This window comes from Nitrososphaera sp., from assembly GCF_013388945.1.
Taxonomy (GTDB): Archaea; Thermoproteota; Nitrososphaeria; order Nitrososphaerales; family Nitrososphaeraceae; genus Nitrososphaera.
Window position 1 is genome coordinate 1 of record NZ_JACAEH010000002.1, and the last position, 23,940, is coordinate 23,940.

Annotated in this window: 26 protein-coding genes; 10 read left to right on the plus strand and 16 right to left on the minus strand. The window is 55.7% G+C overall.

Annotated elements, in window-relative coordinates; translation table 11 throughout:
- Positions 1-4 precede the first annotated feature (4 nt).
- On the minus strand, positions 5-412 hold the full coding sequence (mce, locus tag HXY31_RS00460) for a methylmalonyl-CoA epimerase (protein ID WP_292638345.1): 408 nt from the start codon (positions 410-412) through the stop codon (positions 5-7).
- Between the two features lie 204 nt (positions 413-616).
- On the opposite strand from mce, the gene HXY31_RS00465 reads away from it, so the two are divergent.
- Positions 617-3,289, plus strand: a complete 2,673-nt coding sequence (locus HXY31_RS00465) for a CFI-box-CTERM domain-containing protein (RefSeq protein ID WP_292638347.1) — start codon at positions 617-619, stop codon at positions 3,287-3,289.
- A gap of 129 nt (positions 3,290-3,418) precedes the next feature.
- On the opposite strand, the gene HXY31_RS00470 is transcribed toward HXY31_RS00465, so the two are convergent.
- The 3 genes from HXY31_RS00470 to HXY31_RS00480 are packed head-to-tail and all read right to left on the minus strand — an operon-like array spanning position 3,419 to position 6,113.
- Positions 3,419-4,993, minus strand: a complete 1,575-nt coding sequence (locus HXY31_RS00470) for a methylmalonyl-CoA mutase (protein WP_292638350.1) — start codon at positions 4,991-4,993, stop codon at positions 3,419-3,421.
- A 10-nt stretch (positions 4,994-5,003) separates the two neighbouring features.
- Positions 5,004-5,927, minus strand: coding sequence for a methylmalonyl Co-A mutase-associated GTPase MeaB (gene meaB / locus HXY31_RS00475; RefSeq protein WP_292638353.1), 924 nt, complete (start codon positions 5,925-5,927; stop codon positions 5,004-5,006).
- Between the two features lie 36 nt (positions 5,928-5,963).
- The gene (locus HXY31_RS00480; protein ID WP_292638356.1) at positions 5,964-6,113 is read right to left on the minus strand and encodes a hypothetical protein; all 150 of its coding nucleotides are present in this window, start codon (positions 6,111-6,113) and stop codon (positions 5,964-5,966) included.
- A 105-nt stretch (positions 6,114-6,218) separates the two neighbouring features.
- Here HXY31_RS00480 and HXY31_RS00485 point away from each other — a divergent pair, with 105 nt between their 5' ends.
- Positions 6,219-6,638, plus strand: coding sequence for a cobalamin B12-binding domain-containing protein (locus HXY31_RS00485; RefSeq protein ID WP_292638359.1), 420 nt, complete (start codon positions 6,219-6,221; stop codon positions 6,636-6,638).
- On the opposite strand, the gene ilvC is transcribed toward HXY31_RS00485, so the two are convergent.
- Positions 6,635-7,636, minus strand: coding sequence for a ketol-acid reductoisomerase (gene ilvC, locus HXY31_RS00490; RefSeq protein WP_292638361.1), 1,002 nt, complete (start codon positions 7,634-7,636; stop codon positions 6,635-6,637). The genes HXY31_RS00485 and ilvC overlap by 4 nt on opposite strands.
- 101 nt (positions 7,637-7,737) lie before the next feature.
- On the opposite strand from ilvC, the gene HXY31_RS00495 reads away from it, so the two are divergent.
- On the plus strand, positions 7,738-7,941 hold the full coding sequence (locus HXY31_RS00495) for a C2H2-type zinc finger protein (protein ID WP_292638363.1): 204 nt from the start codon (positions 7,738-7,740) through the stop codon (positions 7,939-7,941).
- A 180-nt stretch (positions 7,942-8,121) separates the two neighbouring features.
- Positions 8,122-10,674 (plus strand): hypothetical protein, encoded by a 2,553-nt coding sequence (locus HXY31_RS00500; RefSeq protein WP_292638365.1) that lies wholly within the window; start codon positions 8,122-8,124, stop codon positions 10,672-10,674.
- 35 nt (positions 10,675-10,709) lie between these two features.
- On the opposite strand, the gene HXY31_RS00505 is transcribed toward HXY31_RS00500, so the two are convergent.
- Together HXY31_RS00505 and HXY31_RS00510 are read right to left on the minus strand one after the other, a co-directional pair.
- Positions 10,710-12,155, minus strand: coding sequence for a hypothetical protein (locus tag HXY31_RS00505; protein ID WP_292638367.1), 1,446 nt, complete (start codon positions 12,153-12,155; stop codon positions 10,710-10,712).
- Between the two features lie 74 nt (positions 12,156-12,229).
- Entirely contained in the window at positions 12,230-12,931 is a 702-nt protein-coding gene (locus HXY31_RS00510; protein ID WP_292638369.1) for a hemerythrin domain-containing protein, read from the minus strand.
- Positions 12,932-13,021: 90 nt separating this feature from the next.
- On the opposite strand from HXY31_RS00510, the gene HXY31_RS00515 reads away from it, so the two are divergent.
- A complete protein-coding gene (locus HXY31_RS00515) occupies positions 13,022-13,960 on the plus strand; it encodes an ABC transporter ATP-binding protein (protein ID WP_292638373.1) in 939 nt (312 codons plus the stop codon).
- Here the strand turns inward: HXY31_RS00515 and HXY31_RS00520 are convergent.
- Positions 13,957-14,724 carry an ABC transporter permease gene (locus HXY31_RS00520; RefSeq protein WP_292638375.1) on the minus strand — a complete coding sequence of 256 codons (768 nt, stop codon included), beginning with the start codon at positions 14,722-14,724 and terminating at the stop codon, positions 13,957-13,959. The genes HXY31_RS00515 and HXY31_RS00520 overlap by 4 nt on opposite strands.
- A gap of 291 nt (positions 14,725-15,015) precedes the next feature.
- Here HXY31_RS00520 and HXY31_RS00525 point away from each other — a divergent pair, with 291 nt between their 5' ends.
- Entirely contained in the window at positions 15,016-15,981 is a 966-nt protein-coding gene (locus tag HXY31_RS00525; RefSeq protein WP_292638378.1) for a radical SAM protein, read from the plus strand.
- Here HXY31_RS00525 and HXY31_RS00530 read toward each other — a convergent pair.
- Positions 15,978-16,607 (minus strand): cyclase family protein, encoded by a 630-nt coding sequence (locus tag HXY31_RS00530; RefSeq protein WP_292638380.1) that lies wholly within the window; start codon positions 16,605-16,607, stop codon positions 15,978-15,980. The two genes, HXY31_RS00525 and HXY31_RS00530, sit on opposite strands and share 4 nt — an antisense overlap.
- A 73-nt stretch (positions 16,608-16,680) precedes the next feature.
- Here HXY31_RS00530 and HXY31_RS00535 point away from each other — a divergent pair, with 73 nt between their 5' ends.
- Positions 16,681-16,932 carry an Lrp/AsnC ligand binding domain-containing protein gene (locus HXY31_RS00535; RefSeq protein WP_292638382.1) on the plus strand — a complete coding sequence of 84 codons (252 nt, stop codon included), beginning with the start codon at positions 16,681-16,683 and terminating at the stop codon, positions 16,930-16,932.
- Here the strand turns inward: HXY31_RS00535 and HXY31_RS00540 are convergent.
- Positions 16,929-18,077 (minus strand): aminotransferase class V-fold PLP-dependent enzyme, encoded by a 1,149-nt coding sequence (locus HXY31_RS00540; protein WP_292638384.1) that lies wholly within the window; start codon positions 18,075-18,077, stop codon positions 16,929-16,931. The genes HXY31_RS00535 and HXY31_RS00540 overlap by 4 nt on opposite strands.
- Positions 18,078-18,109: 32 nt before the next feature.
- Here HXY31_RS00540 and HXY31_RS00545 point away from each other — a divergent pair, with 32 nt between their 5' ends.
- Positions 18,110-18,715 (plus strand): hypothetical protein, encoded by a 606-nt coding sequence (locus tag HXY31_RS00545; protein ID WP_292638386.1) that lies wholly within the window; start codon positions 18,110-18,112, stop codon positions 18,713-18,715.
- On the opposite strand, the gene HXY31_RS00550 is transcribed toward HXY31_RS00545, so the two are convergent.
- Positions 18,699-19,031: a hypothetical protein gene (locus HXY31_RS00550; RefSeq protein ID WP_292638388.1), complete on the minus strand. Its 333-nt coding sequence runs from the start codon at positions 19,029-19,031 to the stop codon at positions 18,699-18,701. The two genes, HXY31_RS00545 and HXY31_RS00550, sit on opposite strands and share 17 nt — an antisense overlap.
- Before the next feature lie 40 nt (positions 19,032-19,071).
- Between HXY31_RS00550 and HXY31_RS00555 the strand changes: the two genes are divergently transcribed.
- Positions 19,072-19,278: a hypothetical protein gene (locus HXY31_RS00555; protein WP_292638390.1), complete on the plus strand. Its 207-nt coding sequence runs from the start codon at positions 19,072-19,074 to the stop codon at positions 19,276-19,278.
- Between the two features lie 12 nt (positions 19,279-19,290).
- Here the strand turns inward: HXY31_RS00555 and thsB are convergent, their stop codons facing one another.
- Genes thsB through HXY31_RS00580 form a run of 5 tightly spaced genes read right to left on the minus strand, consistent with a single transcriptional unit; the run spans position 19,291 to position 23,344 of the window.
- A complete protein-coding gene (gene thsB / locus HXY31_RS00560; protein ID WP_292638392.1) occupies positions 19,291-20,946 on the minus strand; it encodes a thermosome subunit beta in 1,656 nt (551 codons plus the stop codon).
- A 52-nt stretch (positions 20,947-20,998) separates the two neighbouring features.
- Positions 20,999-22,006, minus strand: a complete 1,008-nt coding sequence (locus HXY31_RS00565; RefSeq protein ID WP_292638395.1) for a rhomboid family intramembrane serine protease — start codon at positions 22,004-22,006, stop codon at positions 20,999-21,001.
- 44 nt (positions 22,007-22,050) lie between these two features.
- Complete coding sequence (locus tag HXY31_RS00570) at positions 22,051-22,212, minus strand: hypothetical protein (protein WP_292638397.1); 162 nt, start codon at positions 22,210-22,212, stop codon at positions 22,051-22,053.
- Positions 22,213-22,254: 42 nt separating this feature from the next.
- Positions 22,255-22,485 carry an Lrp/AsnC ligand binding domain-containing protein gene (locus tag HXY31_RS00575; protein WP_292638399.1) on the minus strand — a complete coding sequence of 77 codons (231 nt, stop codon included), beginning with the start codon at positions 22,483-22,485 and terminating at the stop codon, positions 22,255-22,257.
- A gap of 49 nt (positions 22,486-22,534) precedes the next feature.
- The gene (locus tag HXY31_RS00580) at positions 22,535-23,344 is read right to left on the minus strand and encodes a transcriptional regulator (protein WP_292638401.1); all 810 of its coding nucleotides are present in this window, start codon (positions 23,342-23,344) and stop codon (positions 22,535-22,537) included.
- Positions 23,345-23,425: 81 nt separating this feature from the next.
- Between HXY31_RS00580 and HXY31_RS00585 the strand changes: the two genes are divergently transcribed.
- Positions 23,426-23,908, plus strand: coding sequence for a 50S ribosomal protein L11 (locus tag HXY31_RS00585; protein WP_292638403.1), 483 nt, complete (start codon positions 23,426-23,428; stop codon positions 23,906-23,908).
- Positions 23,909-23,940: the final 32 nt, after the last annotated feature.

The window sequence follows — 23,940 nt, forward strand, 5'->3', positions numbered from 1 at the left end:
GCACCTAGCTCTCGTGCTTGGGCGGGGCCTCGCAGAATTCCGTGAGGACGCCGTTGAGGGACTTGGGGTGTATGAAGGTTATCCGCCGGCCGTACGAGCCCGTGCGCAGGTCTCCAAGCTTGCGCATGCCCTGCGCCTTTGCGCGCTCGACGTCTTCTACAATGCTGTCGGCAGTTATCGCGATGTGGTGTATGCCCTCGCCCCTGTCCTGCAAGAACTTGGAAATCGGGCTGTCAGGTGCAGTCGGCTCCATGAGCTCTATCCTCGTGTCTTCGAGCATCAGCATCGCTACTTTGACTTTTTCATTTGGGACCTCCTCTATCTCCAGGTGGTCGACCTTCAGGATCTTCTGGTAGTTCTTTAAAGCCTCCTCGACGCTTTTTACCGCAATCGCGATGTGGTCTACTCTCACAGCCTAGCTTTGCCCTCCTCCAGTTTATTAATCATCTTTCGATTTTGCGCATGGCAAGCCGGTGAGCGAGAAGGACGCGGCGCGCCTAGAGATACCTGCAGGAAAACTTTGCCTAAAAAAGGACCCGGCGAGATCTCCCGCAATTCTTTGCATGGCACTGCAGACTGCAACGCTATAACCTTGCGGTCGTCAGCTAGACGCTAGTTGAAATCAGCGGCTTTCGGGTCTTTTTGCTACAGGGCTTCACTGTCAATATCTCTGATGGCGATGCTAGTTGCCTCAACAGGCGCGCTGATAAAGCCTGCCAGTGCCGAGCTTGGAAACTGTATCAACGATCCTCCACAGCCCGAACGTGCCTATCAACCGGCGATATTTAGCATCGGCAACATTTCCGTGATTGTCCTTGGCGATGACTACGGGACCGGCAGTGTAACTTTCAGGGTATTCGCCGATGGTCAAGAGGTTGCTTCGCATGCAGAGCCTGTGGATGACGGGATTGCCAACTCTGGTCAGATATTTTTCAGCCTGCCAGAACCGGGTACTTACGCCATTACAGTTCGCTGCGAGCATTCCTCGGGTTCTGTATCTAATGGTAGCTTTGTAAATTATGTGACTCTGGAGGGATTTAGCTTGGGCGACGATCTTGACGAAGACGGGATACCTGATGATCAGGATCAGTGTATTAACGTCCCGGAAGACCTCGACGGCTTCCAAGACGATGATGGCTGCCCAGAAGGGCAGACCGAGGAGTGCCCGGAGTTTGTGATTACTCCAACACTCCCGCCGGCCTCCGATCCACGAGAATTAGCCACACCTTCTGATAGTGTCAGCTACAGGATGTCCGTCGCTTGGAGCGGCAGCGTGCCGGTTCAGGTCTATTTTGGTGTACTGGGTGCAGATGACACGACTATTGTACCCGACTTTACATTTAACCCGACGACCATACAGGCAAGCCCACTTAGCGTTCTATTGCATGTAACCACGCAGCACGCAGCTCTGGGCACATATCCGCTTACAGTCAACGCGGAGATCGTCGACCCTGACAGCGGCAAGCTCTGTACCACGTCTACAACGGTAACGCTTGTTGTAAGCGAGGAATCATTTCTGTCATTGATAGACAAACGCAAGGTTGACAATGTGCAGGGAGATGCAGATATAATCGAGAATGATTATGTCTCACCTGCCGAGGAAGGTCAAGAGATCCGGTCTGGAGTCACGGTTAGGACGGGCCAGAACGGGAACGTCGGACTCTCATCAGATGACGGCCACAAAACAAAAATTGGCAGGTCCACGACAGTCGGAGTAGCTGGCATTAATTCTACTCCTAGTGGCGGCCTTAGCATCACCCTGCCGCCGGACGCGGAGCTCGATCCCATCGTGAAACCCCCCATAGACGACTCACAGTTCTGGAAAGACTTGGGCTCGTCTCTGGTTGACGCACACAAAGTACTTGGCCCGCAGATCGCAGAGACCGCACTTGCGTGCGTAGGTGCTGTGCTTGGAGTTGAAGTTCCTTATGTTAACGTAGTTGCAAGTGCAGAATGCTTCCGGCAGTCTGTTTACCTCCTCTATAATGGACAGGCGTATTTCACAGGTGAACCTAAAATAGAAGGCACGGAGGTAATAGTGCCAGGCGGTCCTATTGTCATTACGCCTAATGTTACTGTAGTGCCCCTGGCATCCGAGTTCTCGATCGAGGTGGCCGATGACGGCGCAACTTCAATAGCGGTACTGGAAGGGCCAGTCTGGGTGATGGACGTAAAAAGCAAGGCAGGCGTGTTTGTATATTCAAATGAACAGATAGTCATTCCCAACACGAGCGCCGGATTGAGCGACGAGCAGATGAAACAAAGTGTAGCCAAGTTTGGCCCTGGAAAGACAAACATCTGGTGGGCAAAGCCTGTCACGCAGCAATTCCAGATAGCAGACTATGCCATCGGCAATGCATGGGAGGATACCTCGCCATACAGGCCGATTGAACACACAACCACATTCAACGACCAGGACGGGCTTGTCTATGCGTGGATAAAATTCATGAACGTCCTCCCTCCTGAGCACACTGTTGACTTCAAGTGGTACCAGCCAGACGGCACGCTTTACATGAATCAAACGCGGACTATTGAAGCCCCCGGACGGGAATACACAGGCTGGACCTATTACGTGGTCAATAACTTCATTTATGTAAAGGATAATCCTGCCGCGCTCAAGCCGGGCCTGTGGAAGGTCGATATCTACACTGATGGAGATCTGGTCAAGGAAATTCCATTCACAATCGAACAGAGCAGTGCTGGCATTCAGAATGTTCCAAGCGAATGTCTGATCGCAACAGCCGCATTTGGCTCCGAACTGACGCCCCAGGTACAATTCCTGAGAGGCTTTAGGGACAATCACATTTTATCCACGGCAGCCGGTGCCAGTTTCATGAGCGTCTTTAACTCGTGGTACTATTCATTCAGTCCTTACGTGGCCGACTTTGAGCGTGAGCAGCCCTGGCTGCAGCAGGTAGTCAAAATAGCAATTTATCCTCTGCTTGGAATCCTGACGGTATCGGAGAAAGCGTACACTTCAATACCGGGAGAGTACGGCGCAGTGACGGCAGGCATAGTTGCAAGCTCTATGATAGGGGCGGTGTATTTCTGGCCGGCGGCCATCGCGGCGCAGAAATTCCGCAGAGCAGGCAACCGCCTTGCGATCGTCCTGGCAGGAGTTGCTGCTGTTGCTGCGGTTGTTTCATTGCTGCAAGTCAGCCCGGCCGTCTTGATGGCAACCACCTCACTCCTCGTGCTGGCAGTTGTTGCTTTTTCAGCGCTATTTTCGGCAAGGCTGATAGGACATCTGGCAAGAAAGCGGCGGGATCTGAATTCACAAAACCATTAACTGCATAGTGCGTTTGCCAATCTCCATCAACGCTGTCGCTGGATCCATAAAGCGATGGATGGAATGTATGATGCCCCGAAAGCAACAGCCAAAAGAGATGCACACGGGAAGCGATTTCTCACATAATTATCAGAACGAGACCTTGGCCTCGTACTTGCCAAAGACGGAACCCAGCGTGTTGCTTATCTCGCCAAGCGTGGTGTAAGACTTGACGCAGGTGATGATGTAGGGCATGAGGTTCTCGTCCTTTTCTGCCGCCCTCTGGAGCGCCGAGAGCGCCCTGTCCACCTGGATTACGTCGCGGCCTGACTTGAACTCCTTGAGCCTTGCCACCTGCCTCTGCTCTATCTCCAGGTCTATCTTGTTGAGCGCCGGCTCGACGTCGTGCGCGTCCTGGTACTTGTTGACGCCGACAATCACGCGCTTGTTCTCGTCTATCTCCTTCTTTAGCCTGTACGAGTTGTTGCGTATCTCTTCCTGGAAGTATCCCTTCTCTATTGCGGCCATGGCGCCTCCCATCCTGTCTATCCGCTTCAGGTACTTCCAGACCTGCTCCTCTATCTCGTCTGTGAGCGACTCGACATAGTACGAGCCTGCAAGCGGGTCTACCGTCTTTACAACGCCGGTCTCGCTCCCCAATATCTGCTGGGTCCTGAGCGCCACCTTTGCGGACTGCTCTGTCGGGAGCGCCAGAGCCTCGTCGCGCGAGTTGGTGTGAAGTGATTGGCATCCGCCGAGCACCGCAGACAGCGCCTCTGTCGCGACCCTGACGATGTTGTTGTCCACCTGCTGCGCTGTTAGCGACTCGCCCGAGGTTTGCACGTGGAAGCGCAGGTGCATCGATTTCTGGCTCCTTGCCTTGAACCTCTCCTTCATTATCTTTGCATAGATGCGCCTTGCCGCCCTGAACTTGGCAATCTCTTCAAAGAACTCCATCGTACAGCAGAAAAAGAACGAGAGCCTGGGGGCAAAGTCGTCCACCTTGAGGCCCCTGGAGGTGCAAGTCTCTACGTATTCGATTGCGTCGGCAAACGTGAACGCAAGCTCCTGCACGGCGTTTGAGCCTGCCTCGCGGATGTGGTAGCCTGATATGCTTATCGGGTACCACTGGGGCACCTTCTTTGAGCAGTACTCTATCATGTCGCCTATCAGCCGCATGGACGGCTTGGGCGGGTAGATGTAGGTGTTCCGGGCGATGTACTCCTTCAGTATGTCGTTCTGGGTCGTCCCGCGCAGCTGGTCAGGTTTTACGCCCTGCGACTCGGCAACCGTGATGTACAACGAAAGCAGGGTCGACGCCGTCGAGTTTATCGTCATGGACGAGCTTACCTTGTCAAGCGGTATCCCCTCAAAGCAGGTCATCATGTCCTTTATGGAACTGATGGCGACGCCCGTCCTGCCCACCTCGCCCTCTGACATCTGGTGGTCGGAATCGCGGCCAGTCTGCGTCGGCAGGTCAAACGCCAATGACAATCCTGTCTGGCCCTTGTCGAGCAGGAACTTGAAGCGCTTGTTTGTTTCCTCGGCGCTGCCAAAGCCGCTGTACTGGCGCATGGTCCACAGACGCTCCCTGTACATGTTAGGATACAGGCCGCGCGTATACGGGTATTTTCCCGGGTCTTCGTCCTTGCGGCCTTTGATATCAGATTTTTTGTAGACGCGCTTTACGGGGATGTTTGAATCGGTTACTATCTTGTCTGCCATCCTGTCCACCTCACTTGAAGAGGCTCTCAGCCACCTGCTCTGCCGCCGTATAGGGGTCCATCTTTTTTGTGGCAAGCTTGTCAAGCACTGCCGAGTGCTTTTTGTCACCGGCAAGCATCAGAGCGACCTTTCTCTCGACGATGTCTGAAACCATGTCCTTCAATTCCTCTTCAAGCATTTTCCTTTCCCGTTCTTTATAACTACTGCTTCTTTCCTTTAGCAACTTGTCAATGGTCTTGGCTAGTTCCCTGACGCCCTTGCCGGTCTTTGCCGACGTCTTCAGGACTGCGGGCTTGCGCTCGGTGTCGCCTATCAAATCAACAATGATGTTGTAGAGCGGCCCCGCTCCTTCAAGGTCTGCCTTGTTGACCACGTATATGTCGCCGACTTCAGTCAATCCTGCTTTTACCGCCTGCACGTTGTCGCCCGTGTTGGGCGTAAACACCACTACTGTCAGGTTCACGACTTTTGTTATCTCTATCTCAAGCTGTCCGGCGCCCACGCTCTCGACCAGGATGAGGTCGTAGCCTGCAGCGTCAAGCACCCTGATGGCGTTTCGAAGCGATTTTGACACGCCGCCGACTGCGCCCCTTGACGCCATGCTCCTCATAAAGACGCCCTCGCTCTCCAGGCTTGCTATCATGCGCAGTCTGTCGCCCAGGATTGCACCCCCTGTTATCGGGCTTGTCGGGTCTACTGCGAGCACCGCGACCTTGTACCCGAGCGCCTGGCACTCGGGTATCAGCTTGCCCAGAAGCGAGCTCTTGCCTGCGCCGCCGGGGCCAGTAAAGCCCACGGTCCTTGCGCCGCCTGTTTTCTCGAATATCTCCCTTATTATCTGCCTTGATTCGGGCTCTCTGTTATCGACAATGGATATGGCCCTTGCAAGTGACCGCCTGTCGCCCTTCAAGAGGCCCTCGACTATGGGAAGCACAGTGAGGCTGTAGGAGGGGATATAATATTAAAGCTGTCAGGCAGCGACTGTCCTTGCGATGATGTCCGCAAGCTCTACCTTGCCGTCTTTCCGGTAGCGCTTCATGTCGGCCACCAGCTGCTCTCTCAGCTGCCTGTAGATGTCGACCTGCTTTTTCACGGTCTCTTTTTCGACGTCTATTTCCACGTGTAATATTCGCGCTTTTCTTATATAACGATTCTAAAGCGCGTACGGTATTCGTCGCTTCCGGCCGGAATAAACATTTTAAGAGGAAATCAAGATACCCGTCCTATGGCAGCAACCGCGCAGCAGCAAAAGCCGATAAGGGTGCTCGTGTCAAAACTGGGCCTTGACGGCCACGACAGGGGCGCGCTCGTGCTTTGCCGCGCATTCCGTGACGCCGGCATGGAGGTCATCTATTCGGGGCTCTTCTGCACGCCCGAGCAGGTGGCGAGCATGGCAGTCGACGAGGACGTGGACGTGGTTGCGATGAGCCTCTTAAACGGCGCCCACCTCACGCTGTTTCCCAAGGTGGCAAGGCTCCTGAAGGAAAAGGGAGCAGGCGACATCCTTGTAGTGGGCGGGGGCATAATACCCGAGTCTGACAGGAAGGAGCTTGAAAGCAAGGGCGTGACCGGCAACTTTGGGCCCGGCACGCCGCTGTCGGTGATAATAAAGCACATCAACGAAAAAGTGAAGAAGGGCCGCTAGGGCTCCTGCTTGGGCCACATCATCTTGCGTAGGTCCCTTCCGACCTTCTCTATCTGGTGGTTCTCTATCTTGTCCATGTAGCGTGCAAACGAGTTCTTGCCCTCCTTCTTGTAGATGCTGACCCACTCGTCAGCAAACTCGCCTGACTGGATCTCCTTGAGCACTTCCTTCATCTTGGCCTTTGCCTCCTTGTCGACCACCCTTGGTCCCCTAGTGAGGCCGCCATAGCGCGCAGTCTCGCTCACGCGGTTGTACATCCCCGTCAGGCCGTACCTCTGAACCAGGTCTGTTATCAGCTTCAGTTCATGGAGGCACTCGAAATACGCTACTTCTGGCTGGTAGCCGGCCTCGACGAGCGTCTCAAAGGCGTTCATGACAAGCGCGTGCGTCCCGCCGCACAGGTCGACCTGCTCGCCGAACCAGTCTGTCTCGACCTCTTCTTTAAAGTTGGTCTGCAAGACGCCCGGCCTCGTGCTCCCTATGCCCTTTGCCATGCCAAGCACGCGGTCCCACGCCTTGCCGGTCGGGTCCTGCTGCACTGCTACAAGCGACGGGATGCCAAAGCCTTCCTGATACAGCTCGCGGACGCGCTGCCCCGGGCCCTTTGGCGCCACCATTATCACGTCGACGTTCTTTGGAGGCACTATCCACTTCCAGTGAATTGCGGCCCCGTGCGAAAAGCTGAGCGCCTTTCCTGCAGTCACGTGCGGCGCGATGTCGCGCTTGTACGTTTCTGCCTGCTCCATGTCTGGGATGAGTATGTGTATGATGTCGGCGGCCTTGCAGGCGGCCGGCACTTCCATGACCTTGTGGCCGTCTGACTCTGCCTGCTTCCAGGTCTTGCCGCCCTTTCTCAGGCCGACTATGACCTTGAGGCCCGAGTCCTTCATGTTGGACGCCTGGGCGCGCCCCTGGATACCGTATCCTATGACTGCAATCGTCTGGTTCTTTATCGGATCAAGCGATACCTCGCTGTCAAGCCATCTCTTGGCGGGCATAGGTCAACATCTTGTGCGCAAGTATATTATTGTATGCGAAGCCCTGTTTTTCGGCAATCGCAGGATCAACTTTTTATTGTAAGGGTGTATTTCCCACCCCTATGGGATGGTTTGGGAAGAAGTTCAAGTGCGACGCATGTGGAGCCAAGTTCAAGTCTGAAGCCGAGTTAGCAGACCACGCCAAGACACACAGGACGGCGGCAAAGGAAAACGACACGGGCAGCGGGCTGTTTCCCTGCGACCAGTGCATGGAAGAGTTTGAGAGCAATGCCGAGCTGCAGGAGCACATGAAGCAGTTCCACTGACAGGCGCGTCGCGGGGCAGGGAGCTGCAATCCGGCATCTTTGCGCCGGACTCTATTTTTAGCAAGCCCTGTCGCTAAAAGAGTTTCAATAGTTTTCTATAGACCCGGAATCCGATTCATTAAACAATCATCGCCGACTGCCTAAGGGCAAAGGGGATGAATGCGGCAGGTGCTGGACAGTTTGGCGGCAAGAAGAGGATTCTTTGCGTTTCTGATGGCCGCCCTGTTCTTTGCGTCGCTTTCAACCATCCTGTTCGAGCTGGCGCTGACTAGAGTATTTTCCATAATCCTCTGGTACGACTATGCGTTCATGGCAATCTCTGTCGCGTTCTTCGGCCTCGGGATAGGCTCGCTTCTCGTGCACATCCAAAAAGACCGCGGCGAGCAGCGGGGGGCGGGCAGGCTCGGGCGCCTGCTCTCCGTGCCTCCGATGGAGCCGGCGGCAGTCACCAAAAAGATAATCCAGTACTCTGTCGCGTACGCCGTTTCCGTGCCTGTATTCATTTTCGTCATCACGCAGATCCCGCCCGACCCGTCGTTTGTATACCTGTTCTACCTTGCGTCGTCTGTGCCGTTCTTTTTCGTCGGGTCGATAATGGCGCTGATATTCTTTGCCATGCCAAGGCAGATAAGCAAGCTCTATTTTGCCGACCTTGTAGGCGCCGCATCTGCTGCATTGCTCCTGGACCCCCTGATGCGCGGGCTCGGAGCCGAGCCGGTGCTCCTCTTTACCGCCCTGCTCGTCGCAGGCTCCTCGATAATAGGCGCGCTGGCGCTCTCAAGGAATAGCAGAAAAGCGGGCCCTGCGATTATGACGCGCGGGCAAAAGGCATACTCTGCAGGGATCTTTGCAGGCGTGGTGGCAATGCTCGTTATGGGAAGCCCTGCAATGGCTGCTGCCATCGCGTCGCCGGGCGCGCTTGGCGCCGACGACTTTTTGAAGGTCGACCCGGGCCCGAACAAGGGCCTGTACTGGCAGCTGAAAAACCCGCAGCGGTTTGAGCACCTGTCGACGCAGTGGAACTCTTTTTCAAGGATAGACGTGACAAGGCAGGTCCTGTTTGACAACGTCGACACTACCGGCGACAGCCCTGTCAGGAACACGAGGGAGCTTGCAAACATCATCATCGACGCAGACGCCGGGACTCCAATCTACGAATGGAGCGGCGAAAAGGGCGAGCTTGGATGGATGCGGCAGTACATGGACTACACTCCGTACGAGATAGCAAAGACCGACAAGGCGCTTGTGATTGGAAGCGGGGGCGGCCAGGACGTGATGATGGCCCTTGCAGGCGGCGCGGACAGGGTCACTGCAGTCGAGATAAACCCGACGATAGTGTCCACAGTGCAGCAGTATGCCGGCGAGGGTAGCGTGTACGGCAGGGACGACGTCGAGCTGCACGTCGACGACGGCAGGCGCTTCATAGGATCTACGAGCGAGAAATACGACGTGATAACCATCAAGCTGGTCGACTCGTGGGCCGCGCAGCTTGCCGGCGGCTACGCGCTTTCAGAAAACTACCTCTACACCACCGAGGCGTTCCAGCACTACATCAATCATCTGGACGGGGGCGACAGCATGCTTGCCATGATCCGGTGGAGCTTTGAGCTGCCGAGGCTCATGCCCGTCGTGGCAGACGCGCTGCAAGAAGAGACCGGCAAGAGCAGGGAGGAGATAGCAAGCCACATCGTGGTGATCGAAGACAGGCCCGGCCTGTACTTTGGCCGGCTTGACGACACGGAGACCTACTATCCGGTGCTCGTGATGGTCAAGGCCACGCCCTTTACGGAGGAGCAGATAGACCTGATAAGGCAAAAGGTCGAAGACGGCAGGGCGGAGACGATAATGCTCGGGAGCGAGCAGACAAGCCCGCCTTATGACATGCTGTTCTCAACAGGCAGTATCGACGACTACAACCAGCACGTCTCTTCCGTGATAGGCATAAACCCGGCAGTGACGACGGACGACTCGCCGTTTTACTTTGCAAGGGACCTTGTGCCGCAGCAGATGATAATCCTGCTTGCAACAGTCCTTGCGATCTCTGCGGCGCTGTCTGTAGTTCTGGTGCGCCACGCCAGAAGGATGAAAGACCGATCTAAAGAAAACGGGGACTCGAAGGCGCGCAACGCGGCGTTTGTGATGTTTGCCATCTTTATCGGCCTCGGATTCATGATACTGGAAATAACGTTCATCCAAAAGTTCCTGCTTTTGCTCGGGACGCCCATCATGGCCCTTACAGTGATACTGTTCTCGATACTGCTCTCAAGCGGCATAGGCGCCTACGTCAGCGGCAGGCTTTTCAGAGAGAGGTCGCACAAGGCCGTGTTCGTGTCAGTGCCAGTGCTTGCAGGCATGATACTGTTCTACCTCTTTTCACTGCCCGGCATAATCGACTCGAGCATAGTGATGGAACTGCCTGCAAGGGCCGCGCTCACGTTTGCCCTCCTGTCGCCGGCAGGCCTGCTCATGGGGTTCCAGTTCCCGTCGCTCATCAGGATGGCGTCTTTTGGCAACGGCGGCGAAAACAAGACGACGCTGCTGTGGGGCATAAACGTCGTGGCGTCAATAGTAGGCACTGTCCTGGCCGCGCTCCTGGCAATGCTAATCGGCTTTAACTGGAACCTGATAGTCGGCCTTGCGATGTATGCAGGGGCCGGGGCGTCGGCGTACGTGGCGTTTGTTGCAAGCAGGAGATACGCAAACCAGGCGCTCCCGGTCGCAGGGCGCAAATGACGTAAACGCTCAAAAGCGATGCTGCACGCTAGCGTCTAGCCAAGGTGTGCTATCGACGAGTAGGGGCGCAGGGTAAGCTCTGCCTTGCCTTCCTTGCCCGGGCCGGCTGTCGCGCCTATGACCCTGATTCTGTCGCCGACGCTCAGCCTGCCCACCTGCGGGCTCTGGGCGCGCCAGCCCACCAGGCGTATCTCGCCCGTGTCGTCGCCAAGAAGCGTCGACGAGACTGACACGGACTCGCCGGACTTTGTGCTCACGTCGCTGCTCTCAGGCGCCTGCAAGACTATGGCCTCTACAACGACTGGTACCGGCTCGTTTGTCGCCACGATGTTCCTTATCTTGCTCTCGAATTTTTCGAGCCTTGGAAAAGAAGAGTCGTCGTCGATTACGCGGATATAGGAATCCTCCTTTGCAAGCGTGACTGCGTTGCCAAATATCCTTGAAGGCACGCATTCGACCATCGTGCCCGGTTCCAGCGTCTTTGCTGACGCAAGCGAGTTGTCGACTGTCAGCGTCAGAGGCCGGCCAGCCCTGTCGACAGCAAGGCACAAAAAGCTTCCCCTGCCGGTCTCCTCGCCCACCGATATTATGCGCAGAGGCATCACGTCGACGTCCTGCTGCGAGCCGGAAAACTCTAGAATCGTGCCCTCGTCGCCGTGGAGCTCAAAGTCGCCGTTTCCATACTGCGGGTTGCCCTGCTTTACGCGCACGCCAATCAGGCGCACCTTGGTGCCCGTCTTGAAGACCTTGGGTATCCTGGACTCGTCGACGTTCCATATCACGGCACGCAGCGTCCTTGTGCCTGCCTCGTTTGACACCTGCATCTGGAGCGACTTGCTAGGCTCGCCGCGCTGGTTCACAAACTCGCTTATCCTGGGGTTTGTATTGACAAGCCCTGAAATTACTGCGCTGTCCTGCGTCTCTTTCACGTCGTCTACAGTCACCGTCACAGAGTCGATGCCGGGGATGTCCTTTTCGTCCTGCAGCACCTCGAGCGCGCTGTAGCTTCCAAGGTTTATGATGGGCTTGCCGTCAAGGCCCGCCCTGACGTAGCCCTTGATTATTTTGACAAGGTCGCCGGCCTGGAGCCCCATCTCGTCGGGGGCGACTACCTGCTTGTCCCAGAGCTTTACCCGCACCTTTGCATCCTTGTCAAACACGACTATGGTCCGGGTGGACGACTGCTCGTTGCTGTCTTTTTTCGTAAAGTTGTGGACAGGGTAGATGTTCATTATCCTGCCTGTCACCGTTATGTCCTTGGCGCCGACGTACAGGTCCTTCAGGCCTGATTGTGTCTTTGGAGCGCTGTCAAACGACACGCCAAGATCTGCAGCTACAAGGAAAAGCGCGCCCTGGTCTGTCAGGTAGCCTGCTCCGACCTTGCGCTTTTTCTCCTCGACCATGTCGCGTACCTGGTCGGACGTAAGGTCGGGCTTTTGCTTCAGAAGCGAGTTGACCATGTCGATAAAGCTAAGCGACAAATGCAGTTCCCCACTCTCATTGAGAGGGCTTGCTAATATATTTTGAGAAGCGACGACTCGACGATCGAAAAAACCTAGGAATGAAGCTCCGGAATTCGCAGTATGAGCGCCTGCCAGTCGCTGGGCGCCGCCACTCCGCTCAGCATCTTGGTGATGATTGCAAACTTGTTTGCCGGCGCGACCTGCATGAGCGCGCGCAGCAGTTTTTCCCGGTCGTTTATGTTCAGCACCGCAAAAGTCTTTGAAAGCCAGGGCCCGCTGACTTCGGGCGGGACGTGCTCTGACATCTGCCTGAGTATGCTGGCCTGCTCCTCAGTCGTAAAGTGCTCGTACAGGATGGGGAGTAGGAGCTCGTTTTCCTTGACGACGTGGAGGTGCATCAGCGTGTTGAAGGCAATCGCGTGGCGGTTCAGCCTGTCGTGAAGTTCGCTGTCGGGGCTCTTGCGGAGCTCGTTCAGTATGTTCGGGATGCTGTCAAGCACCGTGATGCTCTGGTGGTCGTGGTCAAAGATGTATGACGAAGAGAGGTGCTTGAATTTCGACTCGAGCGCGGGAAACAGGAAATCCTCTTCACCCTGCTCATGGAAAGTAAGACCTTTTTTGATGAACTCGAAATAGTCTGACAGGGATGCTATCTGGCTCTTTTCCTTCCTGTTCAGCCTCTTTGCAAGCCTTTCAAACTCGTTTGTCTCCCTGAGGATCTGGCCGTGGATCAAAAGGTAGACCTGCGCCGGGCTCTGCGGGTGGTTGTACGGCTTGAACTTGGAAGACGGCAATTTGTTTCCGGATGATTTCAAGTTTCTAAAAAAGGTTTTCCGGTTTTTTGAGCTCAGGGAATATTAGCCGGCTTGGACCCTGTAACAGGGGTGGAGTCCTGCATCAGCGTTTCAGACCTGCGCCTGAGTTACGGGCAGGTGGCCGCAGTCGACGGCGTGTCGTTTGACGTTGACTATGGCAAGGTCTTTGGCTTTTTGGGGCCAAACGGCGCGGGCAAGACCACGACAATCAAGGTGCTCACGACGCTTGTGCACCCGACGTCTGGAAGCGTCAGCATATTTGGCAAGGACGTCGTGAGACACGCGAGGGAGATAAAAAAGCGCATAGGAGTCGTCCTGCAGGAGCCAAGCTTTGAGGGCAACCTGACTGTAGAAAAGGCTCTTGACCTGTACGGCATGATGTGGGGGGTGCCCGGCGAGCGCAGGCGCGACAGGGCGCGGGAGCTATTTGACAGGTTTGACCTTGAAGAGCTCCGGGGCAAGAAAAACGACGAGCTGTCGATAGGGCAGCGCCGGCGGGTGCAGGTCGCCAGGGAGTTCATGCACGACATGGACCTCTTGTTTCTGGACGAGCCGACAGTCGGCCTTGACCCTGCCGCAAGGAGGACTCTTCTTGACTACGTGAAAAAGCACGTGCACAGCGGCCTGACTGTGTTCTTTACTACGCACATCATGGAAGAAGTAGAGTACCTGTGCAACGAGCTGGCAATCATCAACAGGGGCAGGATAATGGCTATAGACACTCCTGCGGGATTGAAGCAAAAGTACGGAGGGGTAAAGGCAGTCGAGATAAAGCTGCGTGAGGAAAAGGCGCGCTCTGTGCTCCCGATAATCAAGCCGCTTGCCGGCGGCTCTGTCATCGAGATCCCCGCAGAGGATACGATAAGGATAAGCTCTGCAGACGCCCAGGACATGCTGGTAAAGATGATAGAGGCGCTCGCGAAAAACTCGGTCCAGATGGAGAGCGTGTCGGTGACCCCGCCCACGCTTGAAGAAGTGTTTTTGACGGTTGTAAACGGCGGCCGCTAGATCTTCATCCGCAAAAGCGAAAACGTCGCAAGCATGAAGGTGCCGGCGGTGACGGCGGTTATCACGCCGACCTCGACGTTTGTAAAGAACGTCACCTGGTTGAATATGCCTGCCCTGGTAATGTCGACTATGTATGTAAGGGGGTTTGCGTAAAACGCCGCGCCAAGCGGCCCCGGGACTCCCTGCGCGGGGTAGAACGCCGAGCTCACAAATGAAAAGAAAAGGAACACGCTGTTGACAATGACGTTAAAGCCCTCGCTGCTCTTGAGGCGAGTCGATATTATCACTGCAATCGAGCCAAAGAATATCGCGCCGATAATGAGCGCATAGACGACGTAGAGCGAGCCAATCGCGGTGGGCTGGGCGCTTCCGACAAGCGTGGGCGAGCCGGCCAGGAGTATGAGGCCGGCGCTTGCAAGCCCCATGAGCATTATCGTGAGGATGTTGCCGGCGATGTACTCCATCCTTGCAAAGGGCATTACAAGTATCTGCTTGAACATGCCGTTTTTCTTGTCGTTCCAGATTATGCTGCCTGCAGCAGTGCTGGAGTTCATCATGTTAAAGCCTATCATGCCGGCGGCAAGGTACGCAGGATAGGACACAGACGCGTCGCCTATCTGGACGCCGCCAGCGCCTATCAGCGCCGAATAAGCGTATCCGGCGACAAAGATGTAGACTATGGGGAACACTATCTGCCAGATAAGAAACACCTTGTCTATCGACGCCACAAGGTTCCGGTACAGAAGCATGGTGACTGCGTTCAAGCGCGCGGGAAAATGGGCGGTTTTGGTATATTAATCATCAAGCACAAAAAATAGGAAGATGGGGGCCTAGCAGCAGCCGCAGTCGCACGGTTCTGACTTGCAGCAGCCGTCGACACAGCACTTCTCTGCCTCCCTGCTTTCGTCTCGTGTCATCCTTTTCACCTCTGCAATAGTTTACTTGGGAAACTATTTAAGCAGTCGAGTATCCGCCGCTAAAGTTACGGTACTTGCGGAAACTGGTCAGTACGCCCGACCATCACCTTTAATTGTGCCAGATGTGTGAAAACCTATGTGGTAGACGTAATTTACGGCCGGGGCATCACAGACCTTGCCAGAGAAATGCCCTTTTACATTAGCATCTTCAAAAAGATGATTGCATACAGGCTGTTCAAGAGCAAGCAGCCGATGTACGCTTCTGTCGACGTCAACAACGTCTGCAACCTGCACTGCACCCACTGCTACTGGTGGCTCAACCGCAAGGAGGGAGAGGACATGTCTGCAGAGGACTGGCGCAAGATAATCAGAGAAAAGATAAACAAGAACCACCTCTTCGTCGTGACGCTTGTCGGAGGCGAGCCGACGATGCGCCCGGACGTCATCCAGACCTTCTGCGAGGAGATGCCTCACAGGGTCTGCATCGTCACAAACGGAACGTTCCCGCTAAAGAGGTACGACAACCTTTACTTCTACTGGGTCTCAATGGACGGCACCGAGGAGACGCACGACAGGATCCGCGGGCCGGGCTCCTACGCCAAGACAAAGAAGAACATCCTGGACTACATAGCAGGCCCTCCAAGGCGCGGCAAGCCAGCGTACAAGGACATCTGGATAACCATGACGATAAACTCCCAGAACTACCACACAGTCGAAGCGCTTGCAGAGGAGTGGCGGGGCAAGGTGAACAAGATAGGCTTCCAGTTCCACACGCCCTTTGCCAAGGGCGACCCGCTCTTCATGCCCTTTGGTGACAAGAGGAGCGAGGTGGTGGACAAGATAATCGCCATGAAGAAAAAGTATCCCGACTATGTCATAAACAGCGTCAAGCAGGTGTCCCTCATGAAGGGCAACTGGGGCGGCGTCGGCACGACGCCCGTCGACTGCCCGTCTTGGGCAATCCTGTCGTTTGACCACATGGGCAGGATAAAGCAGCCATGCTGCATAGGGAGCGCGGACCCCAAGGCGCAAAAGCCGCTGTGCGAAGAGTGCGGCCTTGGGTGCTATTCCATACTTGTCGCGCAGGGAATCGCCGGCAACTAGACGAGCGCAAGCGCCCTGACAGGCGAGCCGGTCGCGCCGGCAAGATTGAGCGGAGCGACGACAAGTGTGAACTTCTTTTTCTTTATCTTTTGCAGATTGCAGAGGTTTTCTACCGCAAGCACGCCTGCAGGCAAAAGAATGTTGTGCGCGCCAAACCTGGCGTCGCGGCCCTGGTCGATGCTCGGCCCGTCGATTCCGACGAGGCTGACCTTCTTTCTCGCAAGGTATCTTGCAGCGGCCTTTGAGAGGCCGGGGTTTTCAGTCATGTAGTCTTTATGTGAATAATGCTTTTCCCAGCCTGTCGCAAGCACGACCGCGTCGCCCCGGCGTATATCCTCCCCTTCAATGTCTGCAACGCCGATGGTCTGGCCTGCCTTCTTGGGCAGCCTTACCAGCAGCGCGTCGCACACGAGCCTTGACGGCGGTATTTCGTCGATTGCCTTTTTGCCGCGGGCAAAATGCGACGGCGCGTCCATGTGCGTGCCAGTGTGGGTGCTCATAGTCATGACTTCCGAGTCGTAGCCGTGCACGTCAAGCCGCGACCACTGGATGAAGAACGGCTGCGGCGAGCCCGGGAAAACCTTGATCTCCGGCGACACTCTCATCGTCAAGTCCAGCACTCTCATGGCACAGGATCGGGAATTCTGCTTAATAAGCAGGCTACGATTTGTTTAATAACTTAGAAGACGATATAGAGCCATGCCAACAGCGTACGTCCTTATCAACTGCGACCTCGGTTCTGAAGACGACATCATCCGCGAGCTGAAAAAACTCCCAGAGGCCGTAGAAGTGAGCGGCGTCTACGGCGTGTACGACATCATCGCCAAGATACGCTCAGACAGTATGGACAAGCTGAGGGAGACAATCACCTGGCACGTCAGAAAGATAGACAAGGTGCGCTCGACTCTGACGATGATAGTGATAGAGGGTCAGGGCGAAAAGAAGGTCTAGAGCAGGCGCTTTATCTCAGCCGCCACGGTTGCGGCCTCGTCCTCTGTATTGAAAAAGTGCGGCGACGCCCTTACGGCTTTTCTGCCACCAATATCGCGCTCTGCAAGCACGATGTTGCTTTCAGCAAGCTTTCTCACCACAAACCCGGCTTCCTTTGGGAGGGTGAACGTGACTATGGATGTGCGCAAGTTTTCGTCGTCCGGCCCGATTATGCGCGCGCCTTTTATCTTTGACACTTCCTGCCTGAGCGCGTTTGCCACCTTGATGTTTGCGCCCCGGATGTTATCGATGCCAAGGCGCAAAATGTAGCGCAGCGCTGCTTCAAGGCCTGCCGCGCCGGGGTAGTTGCGGAAGCCGGCCTGAAACCTGTTTGGCATTTCATTGTAGGCAAGCGTGTCTCCTGAAAGCGTCGCAGACTCGCCGCCGATGGAAGGCGGCCTCAACTGTTCTGAGACGTCTTTTCTGCAGTAAAAGGCGCCGATGCCTGTAGGCCCGCACAGCCACTTGAACCCGGGAAAGGCCATAAAGTGGCAGCCTATCTCCTTCACGTCGATTCTTATAGTGCCGGCAGACTGCGCCGCGTCGATGCAGAAAAGCGCGCCGTTTTCCTCCGCTATCCTGCCTGCTTCTTTGACCGGCATTATTGCGCCGGTGTTGTATAGCGCATGGCTCATGGCTATCAGCCTGCTCCCCCTTGCCTGCTTTTCAAGGTCTGACATTTCAAAAAAGCCGTTTGCGTCGATTGCAAGCTCGCGAAGCGACACCCCTCTTTCGTTTGCAAGCCTGAGCCACTGGAAGTAGTTGGCATAGTGCTCGTGGCTCCCGCCCCTGACAACAATCGCGTCGCCCCTGTTCCACCTAAGGCCGTTTGCCACAAGGTTGATGCCGTCAGTCGTGCTCTGGGTCAACACCACCTCGTCCCGGTTGCAGTTTATGAGGTGAGAAATGCGCGTCCTGAGTTCATTCAATAGAGACGTCGTGTACTCTGACACGCTCTGCGAGTCGGGCCCCTCGTCCGCGCACTTGACCATATAGTCTGTCACGGCTTTTATGACTGACATTGGCGTGGGCGCCACCGCGCCGTTGTTCATGTAGACTATCTTTTTTGAAAGCGGAAAGTCGCGCCTGACGTCCGGGCTTGTCATCGTTATATTGAACCTCCGCATCATGATTGCAGTTGGAGCAATATAACCCTGCGAGCCTGCTGAGCGCAAGGGGCCTCAACACCCTGCTGTTTTCAGACCCGTATGCCAAGCTGTGCTTCACGGCGTCGCTTGCGTCGTCTGCAAGGACGCTTTACATCGACCTTGACACCGCCTTTTCGGCATACCTTTCTGCCGGGATGATAGGCGCAAAAAGTGTGGACGTCTACCTGCCGTCGGAGGGCCGCTTCCTTCCAATGTTCCAGGAAGCACTGGCGCAGGTGCCGCGCTCGTCAGTTGTGATACTTGACTCGATAAACAGCTTTTACTCTGTGTATTACGGCTATTACCGCAGGCACGAGAGGCGCGCCGGCGGAAGCATAAACCACCTGCTCTCGGTGCTCTTGATGCTCCTTGTCCGGCAGGGCGTGACCCACGGCGTCCCGGTGCTTGTGACCAGCATGCTGCGCTTCCGCAAAGAGGGCGGCTGGAAGCAGTCGCCTGCAAGCCGGCGGCTCTTGCAGAAAAAGAGCGCCTGCAGGCTGCAGGTGGAAAACGCAGACGACAAAATAGTGGTAAAGGTGCTCGAGCACGACGCCATAAAGGCAGGCTCGTCCTACCCTGTCACACCTTTACGTTGACAAGTATGTAGCCGAGCATCATCGCGATGCCAATCACGCCAAAGCCGCCAGCCAGAAACGCGTTCTGCGTCCTTGTGGCAAACACCTTGCCGGCCCTGTAGAGCAAGAACGCGCCTGCAAAGCCGATGAAAAGTATCATGGTTATAGCCACGGTCTCGCCCATCGACTGGACTCCCCTGGTGGGTATTATGAACGACCTGGCGCCTGCGCCCTCTATGGACGCGTTGACCACGCCTGAGGAAAGGACGAAGAATGTGATGAGGTACGCGCCTGCGACTATGAACACGACCTTTGACCTGCCGGAGAGCATCGCCATTGCAAGGCTTAAACCCATCCGTCTATAAATAAACCTTGCAATGGAGTGCCCCGCCTGCGGCAGGCAAGTACAAGACCGCTACTGCAAGTACCATGAACAGGCCTTTTCGAGCCTGAAGGCACACCACGAGGCATGGGTGCGCGCCTACGGCAGTATCACCTGGCAAGAGTTCTTGGAAAGACTTCACGAAATGAAGGAAACGGGGCAGTGGGTCAGAGAAGTGATAAAGGTGGAATTGAAAAAGTAGTGGGCAGGACACTCACATGTCCATTCCGCCCATGCCACCCATACCTCCGGGTGGCATCGGTGGGCCGCCGCCTCCAGACTTGCTCGAGGCGATGACGTCGTCTATCCTCAGGATCATCGACGCGGCCTCGGTTGCAGACTTGATTATCTGCTCCTTGACTGCAAGGGGCTCCACCACGTCCAGCTTGGACATGTCGGCCACCTTGGCGTTGCGGGCGTCGACCCCGGTCCACTTGGCTCCCTTGCTCTGCCTTGAGCGCAGTTCCGTTATCGTGTCTATCGGGTCCATGCCTGCGTTCTCTGCAAGCGCAAGCGGTATGACTTCAAGCGCCTCTGCAAACTTTTCAGCTGCAAGCTGCTCGCGGCCTGAAAGCGTGTTTGCCCACTCCCTGAGCTTGCTTGCCGCATAGGCCTCTGGCGCGCCGCCGCCTGCGACTATGGCCGGCTTTTCAAGCACGTCCTTTGATACCATGAGCGCGTCGTGGACCGACCTGTCGGCCTCGTCGACCACCCTCTGCGAGCCTCCGCGGATGAGTATCGTGACTGACTTGGGGTGCTTGCACCCTTCGACGAACACCCACTTGTCTGTCTCGACCTTGCGTTCCTCGACAAGCTCTGCAGCGCCTAGGTCCTTTGCGCTCAGGTCGTCGAGGTTGTTAACTATCCTTGCGCCGGTCGCCCTTGCCATCTTGCCCATGTCGCTCTCCTTTACTCTGCGCACGGCAAGTATGCCTGCCTTTGCAAGGTAGTGCTGGGCGATGTCGTCGATGCCCTTCTGGCACACAACCACATTGGCACCCGCGTCGACTATTTTGTCGACCATCGACTTCAACATCTTGTTCTCTTCTTCCAGGAACATCTTCATCTGGTCAGGCGAGCTGATGTTTATCTTGGCGTCAAATTCGGTCTTTTCGATTTCGAGTGCCGCGTTGATGAGCGCTATCTTGGCCTTCTCTATCTTCTTTGGCATGCCGCCGTGCACTACTTCCTTGTCAAGCACGATGCCCTTGATGAGCTTGGTGTCGCGGATAGAGCCTCCAGCCTTCTTTTCCACCTTGATGTCGTCGACGTCCATCCTGTAGCCTGCGTCTGTCTTGTCGGCGACTGCGAGCGCGGCGTTTACCACTATCTTGGCAAGGTCCTCTGCCTCCCTCGAGACTATCTTTGTCTGCATCGAGGTCATGGCCACCCTCGAGAGCTCGCCCTTTTCGTTGCCCTCTATCTTTTGCGCGATGCTGTTCAGGATCTCGATGGTCTTGGCCGCGCTCTTGCGGTAGCCATCCACAATGATTGTGGGGTGGACGTCCTTGTTTATCAGCTCCTCCGCCTTCTCTATCAGCGCGCCTGCCAGAACGACCACCGACGTGGTGCCGTCGCCCACTTCGTTGTCTGTGGCCTTGCTGATTTCCACCATCATCTTGGCGGCAGGGTGCTGCACGTCTATTTCCTTCAGGATGGTGGCGCCGTCGTTTGTAATCGTCACGTCGCCAAGCGTGTCCACGAGCTTCTTGTCCATGCCCCTGGGTCCAAGCGACGTCCTCACTATCTCTGCTATCAGCTTTGCAGCTGTAATGTTATTCTTCTGGGCGTCGCGGCCTTTGGTCTGCGACGCGCCTTCCTTCAGTATCAGGACCGGCATTCCGCCGGCGCTTCCTTGCTGTATAGACATTTCTCATATTCCTCCTAAAAGCGGTGAAATAATTTGGTGATTTTGGGATATTTTAAACTTGCCCTGTTTCTTTGGACAGCCTTATCCTGGCAATCCCGTTGAGGTACTGTATGTATTCCACCCTGGGGCTCACCGCGCCCTGCGGGAGCGTGGCGGACATCTCGTAGCGCCTCGAGCCCCTTGCCTCTATCCTCACAGAGTTGGTGGCAGGGTCGTACTCGGCAGATATCTCTGACGCGTCGCGCACGCCCCTCACCTCGGCGATTATCTCGTAATAGCCGGGACCCTCGATGACTTCGGGCGGCGCCTCGCTCACCACGTCCTCTATCTTGGGGCGCACCCTCCTTGCAGGCGGCGTGTACTTTTTGCCTGTGCCTGCAAGCTTTGCCAGTGCCGGCATCATGAATGTCCTGGCCACAAGGCCCGTGGCCGCGCCGGCGACAAACCCGCCTATGTGAGCCATGTACGCGACGCCGCCTGACTGGCCGATGAGCGCAAAGACAAGCTGGAGTATGAACCAGAACGGAATGTACGCGATGACCGGTATTCGCACCGTGTAGATGAAGAACGCGGCGATTATCGTGAACACCTTTGCGCGGGGGAACATCACCAGGTACGCGCCAAGAATCCCTGAAATCGCACCCGACGCCCCGACTGCCGGCACCGCGCTGTCGCCGGTAGACATCGCGTAAAAGCTGTGCGCAAGGGCCGCCGCGGCGCCCCAGCCGAGGTAGATGAGGATGTACTTGACCCGCCCAAACTTGTCCTCGATGTTGTCGCCAAAAACCCACAAAAAGACCATGTTGCCGATTATGTGGGCGATGCCGGCGTGCATGAACATCGAAGTCACTATGTTAAAGCCGCTTGCAGGCCAGTTCGCAAAGAGTGCTTCAGGCACCGTGCCATAGGTGAAGAAAAGTTCCGCGACTGCGCGCTCGTCGGTGAAAAAGCCCGTGGCTACTGCTTCCCAGACAAACACGGCCACGTTGATTGCGATGAGCGTATAGTTCAGGTATGGCCTGCCGTGCATGCGCTCCGTGTCGTCATGTATTGGAAACATCCGCCAGCTTTCAGTTCTACTGAAATCCGACTGGAAATAAGTCTTTAGCCAAATCCAAAGGGGTTCATGTTGGGCATGTCGCCGCCCCTCTCGCTGTGGGCCTTTTTCTCGTGACGCTTCCTGCGCTCGTCGCTGTCAAACTTCATGTTGCAGTACTGGCACTTGAACGAGCCGTCGTCGCCCTTTTTCTTGCCGAAAAGTCCCAACGGAAATAGTTGAAACCCGCTCTCACATTAAAGTTGCGCTCATCATTCCATGACTATCATGGTCAGCGTCGACTTGACGCCGTTCAGCTTGCGCAGCTTCCACGTGACTGCCTCCTTCACCTTCTCCATCGTGTCGGCCTCCACCATGGCAACAATGTCGTAGACGCCGTACACCTGGTACACTTCTTTTACGCCGTCCATCTTTTTCAGCTCGCCAACAAGCGCATCCTCGCTTCCTAGCTCGGCGTTCATCAAAACGAAGGCTTTGGGCATGGCCGATAATGTCCTCCGGCGTATAAAAACTTGGTGTACTTTTCTCCGGCTATACTTCGTGCTTGAGCCTGCCCTCGTCAAACGGGCCGGCTATCTTCCACTGGTAGTCGAAAAAGTCAGAGCACCACTCCAAAAACTCTGGAATCTCGCCGTAAAACATGACGTTGAGGTCCGGCTCGCCCTTCAGGTTGGGGAACATGACGCAGCCCTGCTTTTCGTTGAAAATAGCCATCACCTTGACGTCGGCAAGCATCCTGCGCTCCACCATGCCCTTGCTTATCAGGTTGCGCCAACCGACTTTTTGTAACAGCTGCGTCCTGCCCTTTGGCACGACGGCGTTTGCCGAAAATATGTACGAGAATTTCACTCCCTTTTCCACCCTGCCAGATATGGTCTCTATGAGGTCAAGCGGCACCTGCGCCATTATCTCTTTTATGAACTCGCCAGACTCGCTGTAGAGCGCCTTCCAGCGCTGCAAGATAGCCATCACGCCGTGCACGGTCTCGCAGCCGCGGAACGCTCCAAGCCTCTGCACAAATTTCACTGGCAGGTCGCCGAGGCTGTGGTCGGCAAAGAATTCTCTATTTTTGTAAAGAAAGTCGTAGCTTGGAATGAGCGACACGACAGTCCTGCCGTACGACGTCAGCACGAGCTCGCCCTCCCTGCCCTTTGCGACAAGGCCTGACTCTATCAGCCTGGTCATGTTCCTGTGCGCCTCCTGCATGGTCGCGTCAAGCTCTGACGCAAGCTGCGACAGGCGGTAGTCTTTTTCGCCAAGTCTGGCAAGCATCGAGAGGCGCAAGTCGCCTGCAAGCTCGAAGAACAACGACCCGACGCCTTCTGCAGGCTGCTCTGACATGACCAACTCTACAAGCCACATCTTTAAAAATCTGAAGGAAAGCAACGATTATAATTTGGATGTACCCACACGCAGGGCGTAATGGGCGACAAGAAGTCTATATCCGCGCTCGTCACGGGTGGCGAGGCAAACGCAGGCCCCCCTCTCGGTCCTGCTCTGGGCCCCATGGGCGTGAACGTGCTCCAGGTGGTCAATACCATTAACGAGAAGACCAAGGATTTCCCCGGCATGAAGGTGCCCGTGAAGGTAGAGGTCGACAGCGAGACCAAAAAGTTCACAGTTGAAGTCGGCATCCCGCCAACAGCAGCGCTTGTCGCCAAGGAAGCAGGCATCCCCAAGGGATCAGGCACCCCGGGCAAGGACTACACAGGCGACCTTTCGATGGCTGCGGCAGCCAAGATAGCCAAGATGAAGCTTGACGGCTCGTACGCCAAGGATGTCAAGGGAGCCACAAAGGAAGTAATCGGCTCGTGCGTGAGCATGGGAGTCAAGGTCGAGGGCAAGCCGGCAAAGGAAGCGTACGCCGACCTGAAAGCAGGCAAGCACGACGACCTGTTCAAGTGATTTTTTTCTCAGGTCGAAATCATAATAACCTA

Bases quoted from the DNA above. Each gene is read 5' to 3' on its own strand.
- HXY31_RS00470 (WP_292638350.1), bottom strand. From the start codon at position 4,993: ATGGCAGACAAGATAGTAACCGATTCAAACATCCCCGTAAAGCGCGTC.
- HXY31_RS00485 (WP_292638359.1), top strand. From the start codon at position 6,219: ATGGCAGCAACCGCGCAGCAGCAAAAGCCGATAAGGGTGCTCGTGTCA.
- ilvC (WP_292638361.1), bottom strand. From the start codon at position 7,636: ATGCCCGCCAAGAGATGGCTTGACAGCGAGGTATCGCTTGATCCGATA.
- HXY31_RS00495 (WP_292638363.1), top strand. From the start codon at position 7,738: ATGGGATGGTTTGGGAAGAAGTTCAAGTGCGACGCATGTGGAGCCAAG.
- HXY31_RS00530 (WP_292638380.1), bottom strand. From the start codon at position 16,607: ATGAGAGTGCTGGACTTGACGATGAGAGTGTCGCCGGAGATCAAGGTT.
- HXY31_RS00535 (WP_292638382.1), top strand. From the start codon at position 16,681: ATGCCAACAGCGTACGTCCTTATCAACTGCGACCTCGGTTCTGAAGAC.
- HXY31_RS00540 (WP_292638384.1), bottom strand. From the start codon at position 18,077: ATGACAAGCCCGGACGTCAGGCGCGACTTTCCGCTTTCAAAAAAGATA.
- HXY31_RS00550 (WP_292638388.1), bottom strand. From the start codon at position 19,031: ATGGCGATGCTCTCCGGCAGGTCAAAGGTCGTGTTCATAGTCGCAGGC.
- HXY31_RS00555 (WP_292638390.1), top strand. From the start codon at position 19,072: ATGGAGTGCCCCGCCTGCGGCAGGCAAGTACAAGACCGCTACTGCAAG.
- thsB (WP_292638392.1), bottom strand. From the start codon at position 20,946: ATGTCTATACAGCAAGGAAGCGCCGGCGGAATGCCGGTCCTGATACTG.
- HXY31_RS00565 (WP_292638395.1), bottom strand. From the start codon at position 22,006: ATGTTTCCAATACATGACGACACGGAGCGCATGCACGGCAGGCCATAC.
- HXY31_RS00575 (WP_292638399.1), bottom strand. From the start codon at position 22,485: ATGCCCAAAGCCTTCGTTTTGATGAACGCCGAGCTAGGAAGCGAGGAT.
- HXY31_RS00580 (WP_292638401.1), bottom strand. From the start codon at position 23,344: ATGTCAGAGCAGCCTGCAGAAGGCGTCGGGTCGTTGTTCTTCGAGCTT.
- HXY31_RS00585 (WP_292638403.1), top strand. From the start codon at position 23,426: ATGGGCGACAAGAAGTCTATATCCGCGCTCGTCACGGGTGGCGAGGCA.